Source organism: Mycobacterium bohemicum DSM 44277 (assembly GCF_001053185.1).
Lineage (GTDB): Bacteria > Actinomycetota > Actinomycetes > Mycobacteriales > Mycobacteriaceae > Mycobacterium > Mycobacterium bohemicum.
In genome coordinates this window covers 169,187-184,557 of record NZ_CSTD01000004.1, presented here as the reverse complement: position 1 = coordinate 184,557, position 15,371 = coordinate 169,187, and the positions used below count along the sequence as shown (strand labels likewise).

Below are 15,371 nucleotides of genomic sequence, written 5' to 3'. Positions count from 1 at the left end.
GAACGCTAAGCTCGCCACCGCCGCGGCTCCGGCACAAAAGCGGAGTGTCCGCGCGAGGATGCGAACTTGTGACTTTTCCGCTACGCGTTATCAATTCGCAACCGGGCCACCTCGTGGCGCCAGGCCGCCTCGGCGGTGAACGACGGCCCGAGATCCGGCAGGTCCTCCCAGTCCGCGTCGTCGATGTCCCGCAGCGTTGCGCCGGCGGCGCGCACCCGCAACGACATTCGCGCGAGTTCGTTCAGGCTGATCGCCTGCAGGACCGCTTGCTCTACGGTCGCGGCGGCGCTGGTGATTCCGTGGCCGCGCAGGATGACCACCGGCCGGCCGCGCATCGCCGCCACCATCTCCTTGCCCAGCCGCGAAGTGCCGATCAGCGCGGCCCGTTCGTACACGGGCACGCCGCCGCGGGCCAGCCGCGCGCCGGGAATGTCGTAGGCGCCGTAGATCGGCCGGATCGCGATGCCGGCCAGGTCGGCGGCCACGACGGCGGGCGGGTGCAGGTGCGCGACGGCGCGGTGCCGGGGGTCGGCCAGCATCGTCTCGACGTGGATCGGCAGTTCGTTGGGGACGCGGTACCCGTCGAGCTCGCCGTCGGCTGCGGGGCTGCCGTCGAACCCGACCAGCCGGACGTCGTCGCGGCGGGTGAACGCCACCCCGGCGTCGGTGTCGCTGCGGCAGCGCACCAGCAACCGCTCGTCGCCCACCCGCAGGCTCAGGTGGCCGAGCATGCCGTCGACCAGCCCGCGGGCGGCCGCCACCCGGCAGCCCTGCGCGACCAGGGCGCGTTGCTCGTCGAGCGCCGTCATCGCGGGGCCCCGAGCCCGAATCCGCCGTCGGGCCGGATCGTTTCGCCGGTGATGCCGCGGGACCGGTCGGACGCCAGGAACACGTAGCTCCACGCGTGGTCGCGGCCGTCGAGCGCCACGCCGAGGGGGTTGCGCGCGGCCAGCTCCCGCGCGCGCTCGGGCCCGTCGTCGAGGCGGACGCCGTCAAGCCCCAGGCTCGCCAGGCCGCGCAGGTCGGTGTTCAGGGTGCCGCCGGGGGCCACCCCGTTGACCCGGATGCCGGGCGCCAGCTCGTGCGCCAGCGCCGTGACCAGTCCGCGCACCGCGAACTTCGACGCGACGTAGAGCACGCCGCCGCGCCCGGGATAGAACGACGACGCCGACTCGGTCAGCACGATCGACGAGCCGGCAGCCAGCGACGGAAGCGCGGCCTTGACCGAGTGCAGGTGGCTGAGCACGTTGGTGCGAAACATCTCGTCGAACGCCGCGGACAGTTCGTCGGCGCCCAGATCGCCCACGCCGCGGTAGAAGTCGAAGACGCCGACGCAGTTCACCAGGGTGTCCAGGCCGCCGTACGCGTCCACGGCGACATCGACCGCGCGCGTGTTGGCCTCGCGGGTGGTCGCGTCACCCTCGATCACCGGCAGCTCGGGCAACTGCTCACGCAACGCGTTGCACTTCCGGAGATCACGTTCCAGCACGGCCACCGCGGCGCCTTCGGCGAGGAACGCGTCGACGACGGCCCGGCCGATCCCGGAACCGGCGCCGACGATCAGGGCGCGCTTGCCCTCAAGCCAGCCCGTCATCGCCGCCCTCCGGCTCGTCGGGCAGCAGCGGCGCACCGGACCTGCCGACCATGGCCGCCAGCGTGCGGGCGTTCTGCCAGGTCAGCGCCTCCACCTCGAGCGCGTCCAGGCTGATCGACCGCCCGCTGCGCGGGGCGCTGATCAGCAGCCGCGACCCGTTGCGGGTGTCCACCCGCCGCACCTCGACTTCGGCGAATTCGTTTGCCAGCCTGATTGATTCGCTCACAGGAACACCGCCAGGTTCTGCATTCGGAGTACCGACTCGTCGGCAATGATGGTGCGCCGGGCCAGCTTCCAGCGATCGCCGCACCGGCGCAGCACGTCCTCGCGTCCGCAGGACACCAGGGCGGCCTCGCTGACGTCGCCGCGGCTGCGGAAGAGCAGTTCGGCCGACTGCACCCGAAGGTGCGTGTCGTCGTCGCCTTCGAACGTGCGCACGTTGGTGACGAAGTGCCGCAGCCGCGACGGCGGGTCCTCGGTCCAGGCGTGCTCGGTGGCGAACCGGGCGACCCGCCGGCTCAGCGAGTACTTGTCCTCGTCGAAGTGCGCCATTCCCGGTGAATCGTCGAATTCGGCGCCGCGCGCGGTGGTGACCCGGACCGGCATCACGTAGCGGATGTCGTCGGTGAGGGTGTCCAGCCACGCCTCGTAGTCCTGCGCGTCGAGCAGCCAGGCCTCGTCGACCAGGAACTGGTGCGCCTCGAGGTGGCGAATGTCGCTGAAGGGCAAGGAGGGCAAGGAGGGCAACGCGTTTGTCATGACAGGTAGTCCGCCCACAGCCCCAGGAGCGCCCGCTGGTTGTACTCGTTGTAGCCGACCTGCGCGCGGCCCGGCCCGTGAAAGGCCTCGGGGCCCAGCGCCTCGATCACCGGCCGGTCGTCGGAGAGCAGGCCCATCCGGCTGTTGAGCAGCAGGCGGCGCGCCATCGTCCCGCCGGCGGTGGTGGTCAGCGAAACCCAGTTCTCCACGTCGTCCTGCTCGAACATGCCGGTCGACCCGAAGCACATCAGGTACGCCCGGTAGGAGTCCCTCTGGTACCGCGGGGGAGCGGCGGAGTCCACCGCGAACCACGAGCACACCTCGGTCTCGTTTTCGCTGACGGGTTGCCACAGCCGGATCGAGATGAACGGCACGACGGCATCGCCCGCACCGGATTGCAGCTTCGGCCAGTTGTGCACGAAGCTGAGGTTGGGAAAACAGGTCGCGGCCGAGATCATGAAACCGTCCTCGCCGACGACCCGTTGCTGCCGCGGGGTCCACACCTGTTTGATCCGGGCGATCATCTCGTCGGGGTAGCCGACGTAGCGCATCCGCTCGTCGAAGCCGCCGGGCGGGAGCTTGTAGGTGGTCCCGCCGCCCCGGCCCGCCCAGTAGGTGGCGCCGTCCTTGCGTTTCTGGGCCCTGGGTTCGCGGAACAGTCCGATGTCGACGATCGAGGCGTGCGTGTGGGGGGTGTGGTACATGTCGCCGGCGAAGTTCTCCGCGCCGATCTTCCAGTTGGCCCTGATCCGCCAGCGCTGCGGTCCGCGCACCGCAAGGCCGCCGGCGCTTTGTTTTGTGTAGAAGTCCAGGTAGAACCGGAAGTCGCCGAGGTAGTCCTCGAGCGGTTCGGCCCGAGGATCGAGGCTGATGAACAGCAGGCCGTTGTAGCTCGCGAAATTCGGTGCGGGAAGCAGACTTTGGGCGCCGCGGGCCAGACCGTCGTCACCGCCGTAGGCCTCGCGGTGAAACGGCAGCCCGGTCAGCCGGCCGTCGTTGCGGTAGGTCCAGCCGTGGTAGGGGCAGCGGAAGTTGGAGGCGTTGCCCATTTCCGCGCGGCACACCTGCATGCCGCGGTGCAGGCACATATTGAACAGGGCCCGGATCTGCCCGCCGGCGTCGCGGGTGATGATGAACGAGTCGCCGAGGACCCGGCGCACCACGTAGTCGCCGTCGTGCGGGATCTCCGATTCGTGCGCCACGAACGTCCACGCCCGGGCGAAGAGGCGGTCCCGCTCCAGGTCGAACAGCTCCGCGTCGTTGTAGATGTGCGCCGGGACCATTCCCCGGCGCACGTTCCGCAATACGGCGTCGAGGGCCCCGCGTCGATCCGTCACGAACACCCACTGTCTGCTGTACAGGACCTTTCCGCTCATGAGAATCCCGCAGCGCACTGCGGTGGTCAACCATCCCGCTTCTCGCGCCGCCAGGTTTTTACAAGTCACCTTTGTGCTAATTCACAGGCCCCGCCGCACCTGGTGCGCCACCGCGGCTAGCGTTATCGATCGGGCGGCTCGCGCGTGAGCCGCCAATCAACGGGTATGCGCTCAACCAAGGGTCGGGGTGTTTCACGGCGGGAAGGGTTGATGACATGGTCGGTGCGGCACGGCGGGGTGGCTTGCGGAAACTCGGCCCGCAGGTCCTGTCCGCCATCGGGCGCCAGGAATGGCTGGATCGGCCCAGCTATCGATTCGAGCACCTGCTCAGCTTCGGCTTCAACGCCCTGGGCGGCGCGCGCAACGCCGTCACCAACGCGCTCAACGGCGTCTGGGGGGGGCCCCCGGTGCCCCCGCCGCTGGCGTCGCTGACCAGCGGGGCGCTCGGCACCACGGTCGCGCTGGACGCGATCAGCCTGCTGCCCGGCCAGCCCGCCGGTGAGGTCCGCGACGCCTCGCGGTTCGCGACCCGCGCCTTAGGGGTCGGCATCCTGGCCAGCGTCGGCGCGGCCGTCACCGGCGTCACCGACTGGCAGCACACCCACCAGGAGGCGCGCCGGGTCGGCGCCGTGCACGGCCTGGTCAACCTGGCCGCGACCGCCCTGTACGCCCGCTCGTGGTGGGAGCGCCGCCGGGGCCGCCACGGCCGGGGGATCGCACTGACGGCCCTCGGCTACGGGATAACCGTCGCCGGCAGCTACCTCGGCGGTGCGCTGGTGTTCGAGTCCGGCATCGGAATCGACCAGTCGGGCGAGCGGCTGCGCACCACGCAGTGGACGCCCGTGCTGGCGGCCAGCTCGCTGAACGGCAAACCGGTCCGGGTTGAGGTCGACGGGGTGGGGCTTGTGGTGTGCCAGACCAAGCCCGGCGAGGTCGCGGCGTTCGGCGAGTTCTGTCCGCACCTGGCGGCCCCGATGGAGGACGGCTGGGTCGACCGCGGTCGGCTCGTCTGCCCGTGGCACGGCTCCTGGTTCGCCGCCGACTCCGGTCAGGTGGTGCGTGGCCCTTCGGCGGCTCCGCTGCCGTGCTACGAGGCGAGGTTGGTCAACGGGATGGTCGAGGTCCGCGGGGAGCGTGCACCCGTCCTGGGCGGACAGAGAGGGATAACCAAGTGAACGCCTACGACGTGCTCAAAGAGCACCACATCGTGATCAAGGGCCTGGGCCGCAAGATCAGCGCGGCCCCGGTGGATTCCCAAGAGCGCCACGACCTTTTCGACGAGATGCTGGTCGAGCTCGACATCCACTTCCGCATCGAGGACGACCTGTACTACCCGGCGCTCAAGGACGCGGCAAAGCTGATCGCGGTCGCGCACGCCGAACACCGCCAGGTGATCGACCAGCTTTCGGTGCTCCTGCGGACCCCGCAGAGCAACCCCGGCTACGAGGACGAGTGGAACTCCTTCAAGACCGTGCTGGAGGCCCACGCCGACGAGGAGGAACGCGACCTGATCCCGGCGCCTCCCGAGGTGCGGCTCACCGACGCCGAGCTCGAGGAGCTGGGCAACAAGATGGCGGCGAAGATGGAGCAGTGCCGCAGCTCCGCGCTGCACAGGCTCAGCACCCGGGGCCGCGCCGCGCTCGTGCGCGCCCTGTAACGACGACGCCCCCCGGCTTGCGGGGACAGCGGCGCGATCGAGAGTAGCCTCACGGCACATGAACTCCGACGATGTCGTGTCGCTGGTGAACATCGCGGCGGAGATCGCAGCGATCGCCGCCGATCACCGGCCCGAGGGCGCGGATGCCCAGCCGAGGCTGGACTACCCGCCGTACCGCAGCAGCGCGCTGCGCCACCCCACGCGCCCCCCGCTGCTCGTCGACCCCGAGGAGCTCGAACGCCGGTCGCCCTGCTTCGGCAGCGACGACGTTCATCCCCGCGACGCCGACCTCACCGCCGGCCATCCCGGAGAATCGATCGGGGAGCGCGTCATCGTCACCGGACGGCTGGTCGACCGGGCGGGCCGACCGGTGACCGGCCAGCTGGTCGAGGTCTGGCAGGCCAACGCCGCCGGGCGCTACCGCCACGAGCGCGACGCGCACCCGGCGCCCCTGGATCCGAACTTCACCGGCGCCGGGCGCTGCCTCACCGGGCGCGACGGGTCCTTCCGCTTCCTGACCGTCAAGCCCGGCCCGTACCCGTGGCGTAACCACCGCAACGCGTGGCGCCCGGCGCACATCCACTTCTCGGTGTTCGGAACCGCGTTCACCCAGCGCCTGGTCACCCAGATGTACTTTCCGGGTGACCCGCTGCTGGACCTGGACCCGATCTTCAAGTCGGTCCTCGACCCCGACGCGCGCCGACGACTGATCGCGCGCTATGACCACGCCGTCACCGAGCCGGAATACGCCACCGGCTACCGGTGGGACATCGTGGTGTCGGGCGGCGGCCGCACGTGGACCGAAGACGATGACTGAATTCGGCTGCACCCCAGGGCAAACGGTGGGTCCCTTCTTCGCGCTGGGACTCGCCCCCCGGACCGACCTGGCGTCCCCCGGGTGTCCGGGCGCCATCCGGTTGCGTGGGACGGTCTACGACGGCGCCGGCAACGGGGTCCCCGACGCGCTGGTGGAGCTGTGGCAGCCCGACACCGACGGCCGCATCCCAGCGCGGCCCGGAATGCGCGGCGACGGCGTGGCGTTCGGCGGCTGGGGCCGGTCGGCGACCGACGCGGCCGGGGCCTACGGCTTCACCACGGTGCCGCCCGGCTCCGTGCGCGGGGGGCCGCCGTTCTTCTCGCTCGCCGTCTTCGCCCGGGGCCTGCTGAACCGGTTGTTCACCCGCGCGTACCTGCCCGGCGCGGATCCCGGCGCCGACCCGGCCTTGGCCGCCGTCGAGCCCGCGCGCCGGCCGACCTTGCTGTGCGTCGCCGAACGCGATTGCGCAACATACCGTTTCGATATCCACCTGCAGGGGCCCGGCGAGACGGTATTCCTGGCGTACCGGGACGACGGGCCATGACGAACCTGCTGTGGCCGGGGGACCACCGGGCCGGCGAGCAGATGAGCGACCGGGCACTGCTGCGGTCCATGGTCGCGGTCGAATCGGCCTGGCTGGCGGCTGACCGACGCCGACGCCGAGTCGCTGGCGGTCGGCGCGGAGGACGGCGGCAACCCTGTCATCGGGCTGGCGGCGCTGCTGCGGCGGCGGGCCGCCCCGGCCGTCGCACCCTGGATCCACCGCGGGCTCACCAGCCAGGACGTCCTGGACACCGCCCTGATGCTCGGGGTGCGCGGAGTTGTCGATCACCTCAATCGCCTTGTGGCCGAACAGCTCCTGGCGCTGACCGGGCTGGTGGCCGTGCACCGGGGCACGCCGATGGTGGCCCGCACCCTCACCCAGCATGCGGCGCCGACCACCTTCGGCGCCAAGGCGGCCGGCTGGCTGGACGGAGTCGTCGACGCCGCCGAGCGCCTGGCCGCCGTGGCCACCCCGGCCCAGTTCGGCGGCGCCGTCGGGACACGCGCCGCCGCAACGGAATTGGTGGCGCTGCGCACCGAAGCCCCCGACGCGGCCGACGTGTCCGAACGCCTGGCCCGCGGGGCCGCGGCCACCCTGGGGCTCGCCGTCCGCCCGCCGTGGCACACCACGCGGACGCCGGTGACCGCCGCCGCCGACGCCCTCGTGTGCTGCACCGACTCCTGGGGCCGCATCGCCTCGGACGTCGTCACACTGGCCCGTCCCGAGATCGGCGAACTCGGCGAGCCGGCCGGGGAGAACCGCGGCGGCTCTTCGTCGATGCCGCATAAGCGCAATCCGGTGCTGTCCATCCTGATCCGGCGGGCCGCCCTCTCGGCGCCGCAGCTGGCGGCGACGCTGCACACCGCGGCGGCGCTGGCGCACGACGAACGGCCCGACGGCGCCTGGCACGCCGAATGGGACACCTTGCGCATCCTGGCGCGGCGCACCGTCGTCGCCGGCTCGCAGTGCGGCGAACTGCTGTCGGGGTTGACGGTGCACGCGTCGCGGATGGCCGAGAACCTGGCCGCCACCGACGTACTCGGCGAACAGCGCGCGATCGCCGAGTTGGCGGGAAGGCCGCCGTCGCCGGACTACCTGGGCGCCGTCGACCGGCTGATCGACCACAGCCTTGACCGCGCCCGGCTGACACTCCCGCGGCTGGTGGCCACCGCCGACGGTGATCAATCGCACTCCGTTCGGTAGCGACGCCGCGCGGATGTGCCCCTGGGCAGCTTCCGGTGTGACTTTCGGCCCTAGGGCGACGATTTGGGGACGGGGTAGCAACTAACCATGGGACAAAGATCCGATTTACCCGTCGCATTTGACGTCCGGGTGACGACCCATGGGCAGCTGCCCGGTGCGGAGGACTACGCGCGGACCAAGATCGGCGAGCTCGGTCGGCTCACCCACGAGCCCGTGCTCGACGCCCATGTCAGGTTGAGCCTGCACGGCGATCCGGCGGTGGCCCGCAGGGTGCTCGCGCAGGCGAACCTCGACGTCAACGGCCGGCTGGTCCGCGCGCAGGTGGAAGGCGTGACCGCGCGGGAAGCGATCGACCGGCTCGAGGCGCGGCTGCGGCATCGTTTGGAGCGCTGCGCCCAACACTGGGAAGCCAGACGGGGAGGTCTGCCCCGGCCGGCTCCACAGGAGTGGCGCCACCAGTCCGAGGCCACCGACCGGCCCGGTTACTTTCCCCGGCCGGAAAGCGAGCGCCGCATCATGCGGCACAAGTCCTACGGCCTGCCGGCCTGCACGGTCGAGGAGGCCGCGGTGGACATGGAGGCGCTGGACTACGACTTCCACCTCTTCACCGAGGCGGGGACGCGGCAGGACAGCGTGCTCTACCGCGAGGGGCCGACCGAATACCGCCTGGCGCTCCCCGACCCGGAACGCGCCGAGGAGCTCGCCCCGTTCGAGATGCCGCTGACCATCAGCCCGCGGCCGGCGCCGCGGCTCACCGTCGACGAGGCGATCGACCGGATCAACGCGCTCGGCCTGCCGTTCCTGTTCTTCGTCGACAGCGCCCATGGCCGGGGAAGCGTGCTGTATCACCGCTACGATGGCCACTACGGTCTGATCACGCCGGCAAGCTGAGTCCACACCACACCGAAGCCGCGGCGGTCCCGGAAAACCCCCCCATCCGGGACCGTCGCTTTCACTTCTCGTACAGCGCCGAAAGCGGCTCGGCGAACTTCTCGATCACGACCTTGCGCTTGAGTTTCATGCTGGGCGTGAGATCGCCTGACTCCACGGTGAATTCGCGGTCGGCGATGGTGAACTTCTTGACCTGCTCCCAGCGATTCAGTTCGGCGTTGAGGGCGTCGACGTATCCGGCGATCAACTCTTCGGTCTTCGCGTCGTGCGCGACCTCGGCGAACGACTTGCCCGCCAGGCCGTTGCGGGCGGCCCACTCGGTGATCGCCTCGGTGTCCAGGCTGACCAGCGCGACACAGTAGGGCTTGCCCTCGCCGTAGACCACCAGCTCGCTCACGTACGGGCACAACCCCTTGAACTTCGCGTCGATCGCCGACGGCGCAACGTACTTGCCCTGCGAGGTCTTGAACATGTCCTTCTTGCGGTCGGTGATCCGCAGGAAGCCGTCGGCGTCGATCTCGCCGATGTCGCCGGTGTGGAACCAGCCGTCGGCGTCGAGCGCCTCGGCGGTGGCGTCCGGCAGGTCGTGGTAGCCGGTCATCACGCCCGGGCGGCCTCGTTCATCAACCGGCCGGGCCAGACAAATGTCCTCCGCGGTCCTCCGCGCGCCGCCGCCGACCGGCTCGGCGGGTGAAGGCCCGTCGGGTCGCGTACCGTACGTCGGGTGGCTGCGCATCACCGGGGCGGGGGTGGATCGACATGAACGCCGTCAGCGCAACGGATCTCGCGGCGCTGGAAGTGTTCTCCGGTATCGGTGCGGAAGACCTCGCGGCGCTGGCCCCGGACCTGGAGCCGTTGCGCGCGGCCGCCGGCGAGGTTTTGATGCGGCAGGGCGAACAGGCGGACTCGTTCGCGATCATCGCGTCCGGGCGCGTGGAGATCCACCACACCGGCCCGCGCGGCCAGGGGGCAACCGTGGAGCTCTCGCCGGGAACGATCATCGGCGAAATCGCTTTGCTGCGGCACTCGCCCAGGACCGCGACAGTGACCGCGAAGGACGACGTCCGCGGCTACCGGGGCCACAGCAGCGCCTTCGACCGCATGCTGGCCATGCCGGCGGTCGCCGAACGGATGGTGCGCACCGCGCGTCAGCGGCTGGCCGCCTACGTCGTGCCCATCGAGGTGTCGACCACCGACGGCGCCAGGCTGCTGCTGCGCCCGGTGCTGCCCGGTGACGCGGCGCGGTTCAGCGGCAACGGGTCGTTCTCCCGGGAGACGCTTTACCTGCGCTACCAGGGCGGCACCCCGAGCCAGGCGCGGCTGGTCTACCTGTTCGAAGTCGACTACATCGACCACTTCGTGTGGGTGGTCCTGGACGGCTCCGACGGCTGGGACGGCCCGGTCGTCGCCGACGCGCGCTTCATCCGCGACGTGGACGATCCCGCCTCGGCGGAGGTGGCGCTCACGGTCGCCGACGCCTATCAGGGGCGGGGCATCGGGACGCTGCTGCTCGGTGCGCTGGCGGTCGCGGCGCGGGTGGACGGCATCAAGCGATTCCATGCCCAGGTGCTGGCCGACAACCCGCCCGCCCGCGCGCTCGGCGACAAGGTGCACGCCCGCTGGGAGCACGAGGAACCCGGCGTGGTGGTGACCACGGGGGAGATCCCGCAATTCGCCGACCTGCCGCTTCGCCCCGGTCTGCGCCGCCGGATCGAGCGCGTGGCCCGCCAGGTGATCCACGCGTTCGACTGACGCGACGCGAGAAGTGACGAACGCCCCTTACCGGGCGGCAGGGGGCCCCCGCAGCATTGTTCGCATGAAGTCGCTCATCGTCTGCGTGTCCAAATCACACGGCAATACCCGCCGCGTCGCCGATCGGATGGCCGCGGTGCTCGGCGCCGAGGTCGTCGACCCAGAGTCCGTCGAACCCGACAAGCTGCGCGACTACGACCTCGTCGGCTTCGGGTCGGGCATCTACTACATGGCCTTCGACGCGAGGATACGGCGGCTGATCGGCCGCCTCCCCGCCGTCGAGGGCGTGCGCGCGTTCACGTTCTTCACCAGCGGCGCCCGCGAGGTTCCGTTGCTGGACTACACCAAGCCGATCCGGAAGCCCCTGGGCGACAAAGGTTTCGAGCTGTGCGGTTCGTTCTCGTGCCGCGGGTTCGACACGGTGGGGCCGTTCGGCTTCGTCGGCGGGATCAACAGGGGGCGGCCGAACGACCGTGACCTCGACCGGGCCGCGGCGTTCGCCGAAGACCTTCGCCGGCAGGTGGCGCCGTCGGCGCCCGCTACGTGAGCGCGGTTACGACTGTTTTCCGCCCACCGCCTGGCCGGCGCTGCGCACCACGCTGCGGAAAAACTCGATCCGCCCGGTGACCAGTTCCTCGGTCAGGTCCAGGGCGGCGTCGATGACGTTCTTCCGCTTCGCCTCGTCGGGAATGTCGCCGGTCACCTGGTCGACGAACTTACGGACGGATTCGATGGCTTGCTTACGGCTCGCCTCTACCGATTCGAGCACCTCGTCAGACAGTTCCGCCCAGCGCGACTCGGCCTTTTCCGGTGTCTGTGTCACTGTCACTCCTCAATTGTGGTGGTATGACGCTGCATATCGCGTCACCAAGCGGCCACGTTGCCGATTCGAACGCTACGTCGTCCACGGGGTTGGCACGAGTGCCTAAAGTCCCTCCGCAACCGATCATTTGGCGCCGAAAAGCTCGACGTGCCTTCCAAGGACTTTCGCGGTCGGCAGCGGGACGTAAGTCCCTAACATGGCGTTCCGGGTTGCTGCTAGCTTGCCAGGATGCCAGCAGCCACCGGCGACCAGGAGTTGCACGGCCGCGGGGTTTCGCTGCCGAGCCCACCCGGCGTGGCCGGCCTCGGCAACGCCGTCAAGCCCTTCACGAACACCGGCCAATACGTGGCCCAGTCGTGGCGGGAATACCGCGACCAGGAGCCGGGCGGGCTCCCGCTGGCCCGGCCCACCCTGGCCCTGGCGGCGCAGGCCTTCCGCGACGAGATCGTCCTGATCGGGCTCAAGGCCCGCCGCCCGGTCAGCCGGCCCGAGGCGTTCGAGCGCATCTCGCGCGAGGTAGCCGCCGCCGTGGAGTTCTACGGCGCCCGGGGCTGGCTGGACAACCCGAAGCGGTTCTTCGCCGCGCCCCCGAAGCTTTCCGAGGTCTCCGTGCGAAAGCCCAAGGGTGGCAAACCCTCGCTGTACCGGATCTTCTTCGACAGCGGGTACCGGCCGCGCCGCGGCGAACCCGGCGCCCAGCGGTACATGGGGTACACCGCCAACGAACGCGAGTACGCGCTGTTGCTCCGGCACCCGCAACCGCGGCCGTGGCTGGTGTGCGTGCACGGGACAGAAATGGGTCGCGCCGCAATGGATCTCGCCATATTCCGGGCGTGGCGGTTGCACGAGGTGCTCGGCCTGAACGTGGTCATGCCCGTGCTGCCGATGCACGGGCCGCGGGCGCGCCACCTGCCGAAGGCGGCGGTGTTCCCGGGGGAAGACGTGCTGGACGACGTGCACGCGACCGCCCAGGCGGTGTGGGACATCCGTCGGCTGCTGTCCTGGATTCGCAGTGAGGAGCCGGAGTCGCAGATCGGGTTGTACGGCCTGTCGATGGGCGGCTACATCGCCGGGCTGCTCGCCGGCCTGGAACGGGGCCTCACCTGCGCCATCCTGGGCGTCCCGGTCGCCGACCTGGTCGGGTTGCTGGGCCGGCACTCCGGGCTGGGTTCCGACGACCCGCGCCGCCACACCATGGAGATCGCCGCGCGGATCGGGCAGATGACCTCACCGTTGTCGCTGCGCCCGCTGGTGCCGCAACGGGGTCGCTTCATCTACGCCGGCGTCGCCGATCAGGTCGTGCACCCCCGCGAACAGGTGGTCCGCCTGTGGGAGCACTGGGGCAAGCCCGAAATCGTCTGGTATTCCGGGGGCCACACCGGATTCTTCCGGGCGCGGCCGGTGCAGCGGTTCGTCGAGGCCGCGCTGGCGCAGTCCGGCCTGCTGGACGGGGTGTCGGCGTCGCGCGACCGCCCGGCGTAGGGGGACACGAGATGAGACCGCTCGATCCCCTGGACGCGGCGATGATGACCGCCGAGCTGGTGTCCAATCCGATGCACGTCGGGGCGGTCCTCGTCCTGTCACCGCCCAAGGGCGCCGGAAAGCACTTCGTCGACAAGCTCCACCGGGAGGCGATCTCGGGCGCCGATCCGATCGATCCGCGGCTGCGCCGGTACCCCCACCGGGGGGTCGACACCGGCGGGGTCTGGGTCTGGCGCGAACCGGAGGCGATCGACCTGAGCCGGCACTGCGGCCGGCGTACGGTGGCCGACGGCGACTTCTGGCGGCTGATCGGCGAATTGGACGCCGAGCGGCTGGACCGCCGCGGGCCGATGTGGACGTCCTATCTGATCGACGGCCTGGACGGGGGCCGGTTCGCCTTCTACATCAAGGTGCATCACACCGTCGTCGACGGTGTCGCCGGCTTCCGGATGATCACCGACGCCCTGAGCACCGACCCGAAACGCCGTGCCATGCCGCCATTTTACGCGGAGCACCCCCATGATGCCGAGCCGCCGCGGGAGGCCGCCGGTGTGGTCTCGGGCCTGGTGTCGCCGTTGCGGTCGCTGCTGGGGACGGCGGCGTCGGCCGTCGGGCTGGTCGGGCGCGTGGTCAGCGGCGAGATCTCGACCGTGCTTGACACGCTGGTGGGGCACACCACCGTGCTGCCGTTCGGCGCCCCCTACACCCGGTTCAACGGTCGGCTCGGGCCGCGGCGCGCCGTCTCGGCGGGCAGCTGGCCCAGGGAGCGTTTCCGCGCCGTGCAACTGGCCGCCGGCGTGACCGCCAACGAGGCGGTGACCGCGACGGTGGCCGGTGTGCTGCGCCGCTGGCTGGCCGACCGCGGCGAACTGCCCAAGCAGTCGCTGGTGGCCGCCTGCCCGATCACGGTGCGCTCCCGCGAACGCACCACGGAGGATCACGACCAGGGCAACATGTTCGGCCTGTGGCTGTGCCCGCTGGGCACCGACCTGGACGATCCGCTGGCCCGCTTGCAGTTGGTGCACCGGTCGATGTCGGAGGGAAAGCAGTGGGTGGCCAAACGCGGATCGGCCGCCTCGCTGCTCACGGCCTCGGGGAGCATCGCCGCGACGGTGCTGCTGCCGATGCTGCCGTTCACCCCGCGGACGCGGACCGGATACAACGTGCCGATCTCACACGTCGCCGGCCCGACGACCGAAATGTATTGGAACGGCGCCCACATCGACGAGATGTACCCGGTGTCGACCGTCTACGACGGCCAGGCGCTGAACGTGACGACGTGCTCGTACGCCGACCGGATCGGATTCGGCTACGCCGCCGGCGACGACGCGGTGCCCGACATCGACGACCTGATCCCGCTGACCGAGCGGTCGCTGGCCGAACTGGAGTCCGCCGTCGGCGTCTGAGCGCGGGGGACGAGCTACCCGCGGCCCAACTGGCTGGCGCGACCGACCCGCACCATCACGCGGTTCAGCACGATCTCGGAAAGGTCCCCGTTGTCGGCGACCCGGGCGAGGCCCCGCCGCCGCAGGAAGGTGTCGAGGCGTCGATCCGGCGACCAGTCGGCGTAAATCGGGTCCACGTAACGGGATTGAAGGAAGTCTGAAGCCAGGGCATCCACATCGGAATCGGTTAACAATAACGGTGGGATAGCACCCATCAGCCGTCGTATCCCTTCGTTCAGCCGTAACCGCCGCAGCCAAATTACGTCAGACGGACCCATTATTCCGTCACGCACGTGTTGCGGATAGGGCCCAAAGTCATCAAGCACGAGTCGAACGGGTGAACGCCGCGCGCGGAACGCCACCGGAGCACATCGGCGGGGCGGCGGGGACCATTGACCCTGTCGGGCGGGTCGGCCGCGCCGCCAGACTGGCGCCATGGCCAACGTGACGAGACGGATGACGCGGGCGGCGGCGGTCCTCGCGGTGCTGTACGCGGCGCGGCGGTATTACCGCAACTGGGGCGCGACCAAGGCCGAGTGTCAGATGCCGATGCCCGGTGACGAGCTGATCGCCGAGCCCGCCCTCCAGACGACCGAGGCGGTGTACGTCGACGCCCCGGTGTCCGCCGTCTGGCCCTGGCTGGTGCGGTTGGGCCGGGGCGAGCGCGACCTCGAGGTGGGAGACGAGGTGCGCCCGGCCGCCGGGGGCCGGCTGCCGGACGGGCTGACCCTGCGGGTCGCCGAGATCGTCCCGGAGAAGTACCTGGTGCTCACCGCCGGTCGCCCGGGCCATCGCTGGAATATCATGTGGTCCTTGCACATTCAGCCGCACTGGGAGGACCGGGTCCGCTTGCTCACCCGCGCCCGGATCGCCCTGCGCCATCCGGGCGAGGTGTTCCTCGCAGAACTCGTCCGGCCCGGCATCGCGCTGGGCACCCGGGGACTGCTGCTGGGGATCAAGCACCGGGTGGAGCGGCCGTCGCGGTGGGCCTCGTCCGCGGAGCAGCCCACCGCCGGCACCCGGTGATG

General features: G+C 70.6%; 17 protein-coding genes and 2 pseudogenes. 11 read left to right on the top strand and 8 right to left on the bottom strand.

Annotation, left to right across the window (positions count from 1 at the left end; genetic code table 11):
- Window positions 1–80: 80 nt before the first annotated feature.
- The 5 genes from phtC to BN971_RS18085 are packed head-to-tail and all read right to left on the bottom strand — an operon-like array spanning window position 81 to window position 3,636.
- On the bottom strand, window positions 81–809 hold the full coding sequence (gene phtC / locus BN971_RS18105) for a 3,4-dihydroxyphthalate decarboxylase (RefSeq protein ID WP_085181212.1): 729 nt from the start codon (window positions 807–809) through the stop codon (window positions 81–83).
- The gene (gene hcaB / locus BN971_RS18100) at window positions 806–1,594 is read right to left on the bottom strand and encodes a 3-(cis-5,6-dihydroxycyclohexa-1,3-dien-1-yl)propanoate dehydrogenase (RefSeq protein WP_085181211.1); all 789 of its coding nucleotides are present in this window, start codon (window positions 1,592–1,594) and stop codon (window positions 806–808) included. Before hcaB ends, phtC begins: the two co-directional genes overlap by 4 nt.
- Window positions 1,578–1,820, bottom strand: coding sequence for a dihydrodiol dehydrogenase (locus BN971_RS18095; protein ID WP_085181210.1), 243 nt, complete (start codon window positions 1,818–1,820; stop codon window positions 1,578–1,580). The genes hcaB and BN971_RS18095 overlap by 17 nt, the downstream gene beginning before the upstream one ends.
- A complete protein-coding gene (locus BN971_RS18090) occupies window positions 1,817–2,353 on the bottom strand; it encodes a 3-phenylpropionate/cinnamic acid dioxygenase subunit beta (protein ID WP_085181209.1) in 537 nt (178 codons plus the stop codon). Before BN971_RS18090 ends, BN971_RS18095 begins: the two co-directional genes overlap by 4 nt.
- Window positions 2,350–3,636: a Rieske 2Fe-2S domain-containing protein gene (locus BN971_RS18085; RefSeq protein ID WP_245836780.1), complete on the bottom strand. Its 1,287-nt coding sequence runs from the start codon at window positions 3,634–3,636 to the stop codon at window positions 2,350–2,352. The genes BN971_RS18090 and BN971_RS18085 overlap by 4 nt, the downstream gene beginning before the upstream one ends.
- A gap of 308 nt (window positions 3,637–3,944) precedes the next feature.
- Between BN971_RS18085 and BN971_RS18080 the strand changes: the two genes are divergently transcribed.
- From BN971_RS18080 to BN971_RS18055, 6 genes and pseudogenes are all read left to right on the top strand, one after another.
- Complete coding sequence (locus BN971_RS18080) at window positions 3,945–4,904, top strand: Rieske (2Fe-2S) protein (protein WP_090350416.1); 960 nt, start codon at window positions 3,945–3,947, stop codon at window positions 4,902–4,904.
- Window positions 4,901–5,386: a hemerythrin domain-containing protein gene (locus BN971_RS18075; protein ID WP_085181206.1), complete on the top strand. Its 486-nt coding sequence runs from the start codon at window positions 4,901–4,903 to the stop codon at window positions 5,384–5,386. The genes BN971_RS18080 and BN971_RS18075 overlap by 4 nt, the downstream gene beginning before the upstream one ends.
- A gap of 58 nt (window positions 5,387–5,444) precedes the next feature.
- Entirely contained in the window at window positions 5,445–6,203 is a 759-nt protein-coding gene (gene pcaH / locus BN971_RS18070; RefSeq protein WP_090350415.1) for a protocatechuate 3,4-dioxygenase subunit beta, read from the top strand.
- On the top strand, window positions 6,196–6,747 hold the full coding sequence (gene pcaG, locus BN971_RS18065; RefSeq protein WP_085181204.1) for a protocatechuate 3,4-dioxygenase subunit alpha: 552 nt from the start codon (window positions 6,196–6,198) through the stop codon (window positions 6,745–6,747). Before pcaH ends, pcaG begins: the two co-directional genes overlap by 8 nt.
- A pseudogene (locus tag BN971_RS18060) lies at window positions 6,744–7,950 on the top strand (lyase family protein). The gene pcaG and the pseudogene BN971_RS18060 overlap by 4 nt, the downstream one beginning before the upstream one ends.
- 87 nt (window positions 7,951–8,037) lie before the next feature.
- Window positions 8,038–8,841 (top strand): ribosome hibernation promotion factor, encoded by an 804-nt coding sequence (locus BN971_RS18055; RefSeq protein WP_085181202.1) that lies wholly within the window; start codon window positions 8,038–8,040, stop codon window positions 8,839–8,841.
- Window positions 8,842–8,902: 61 nt separating this feature from the next.
- Here BN971_RS18055 and BN971_RS18050 read toward each other — a convergent pair.
- Window positions 8,903–9,451, bottom strand: a pseudogene (locus tag BN971_RS18050) (long-chain fatty acid--CoA ligase); the annotation flags it as partial.
- Window positions 9,452–9,600: 149 nt separating this feature from the next.
- On the opposite strand from BN971_RS18050, the gene pat reads away from it, so the two are divergent.
- On the top strand, window positions 9,601–10,593 hold the full coding sequence (gene pat / locus BN971_RS18045) for an acetyltransferase Pat (RefSeq protein ID WP_085181201.1): 993 nt from the start codon (window positions 9,601–9,603) through the stop codon (window positions 10,591–10,593).
- A 64-nt stretch (window positions 10,594–10,657) separates the two neighbouring features.
- Entirely contained in the window at window positions 10,658–11,140 is a 483-nt protein-coding gene (locus BN971_RS18040) for a flavodoxin family protein (protein ID WP_085181200.1), read from the top strand.
- 6 nt (window positions 11,141–11,146) lie between these two features.
- On the opposite strand, the gene BN971_RS18035 is transcribed toward BN971_RS18040, so the two are convergent.
- The gene (locus BN971_RS18035; RefSeq protein WP_085181199.1) at window positions 11,147–11,416 is read right to left on the bottom strand and encodes a hypothetical protein; all 270 of its coding nucleotides are present in this window, start codon (window positions 11,414–11,416) and stop codon (window positions 11,147–11,149) included.
- A 228-nt stretch (window positions 11,417–11,644) separates the two neighbouring features.
- On the opposite strand from BN971_RS18035, the gene BN971_RS18030 reads away from it, so the two are divergent.
- On the top strand, window positions 11,645–12,898 hold the full coding sequence (locus BN971_RS18030) for an alpha/beta hydrolase family protein (RefSeq protein WP_085181198.1): 1,254 nt from the start codon (window positions 11,645–11,647) through the stop codon (window positions 12,896–12,898).
- Window positions 12,899–12,909: 11 nt separating this feature from the next.
- The gene (locus tag BN971_RS18025) at window positions 12,910–14,304 is read left to right on the top strand and encodes a wax ester/triacylglycerol synthase family O-acyltransferase (RefSeq protein WP_085181197.1); all 1,395 of its coding nucleotides are present in this window, start codon (window positions 12,910–12,912) and stop codon (window positions 14,302–14,304) included.
- Window positions 14,305–14,318: 14 nt separating this feature from the next.
- On the opposite strand, the gene BN971_RS18020 is transcribed toward BN971_RS18025, so the two are convergent.
- Window positions 14,319–14,558 carry a hypothetical protein gene (locus tag BN971_RS18020; RefSeq protein WP_085181196.1) on the bottom strand — a complete coding sequence of 80 codons (240 nt, stop codon included), beginning with the start codon at window positions 14,556–14,558 and terminating at the stop codon, window positions 14,319–14,321.
- A 220-nt stretch (window positions 14,559–14,778) separates the two neighbouring features.
- On the opposite strand from BN971_RS18020, the gene BN971_RS18015 reads away from it, so the two are divergent.
- The gene (locus BN971_RS18015; protein WP_085181195.1) at window positions 14,779–15,369 is read left to right on the top strand and encodes a hypothetical protein; all 591 of its coding nucleotides are present in this window, start codon (window positions 14,779–14,781) and stop codon (window positions 15,367–15,369) included.
- The last annotated feature ends 2 nt before the right edge of the window (window positions 15,370–15,371 follow it).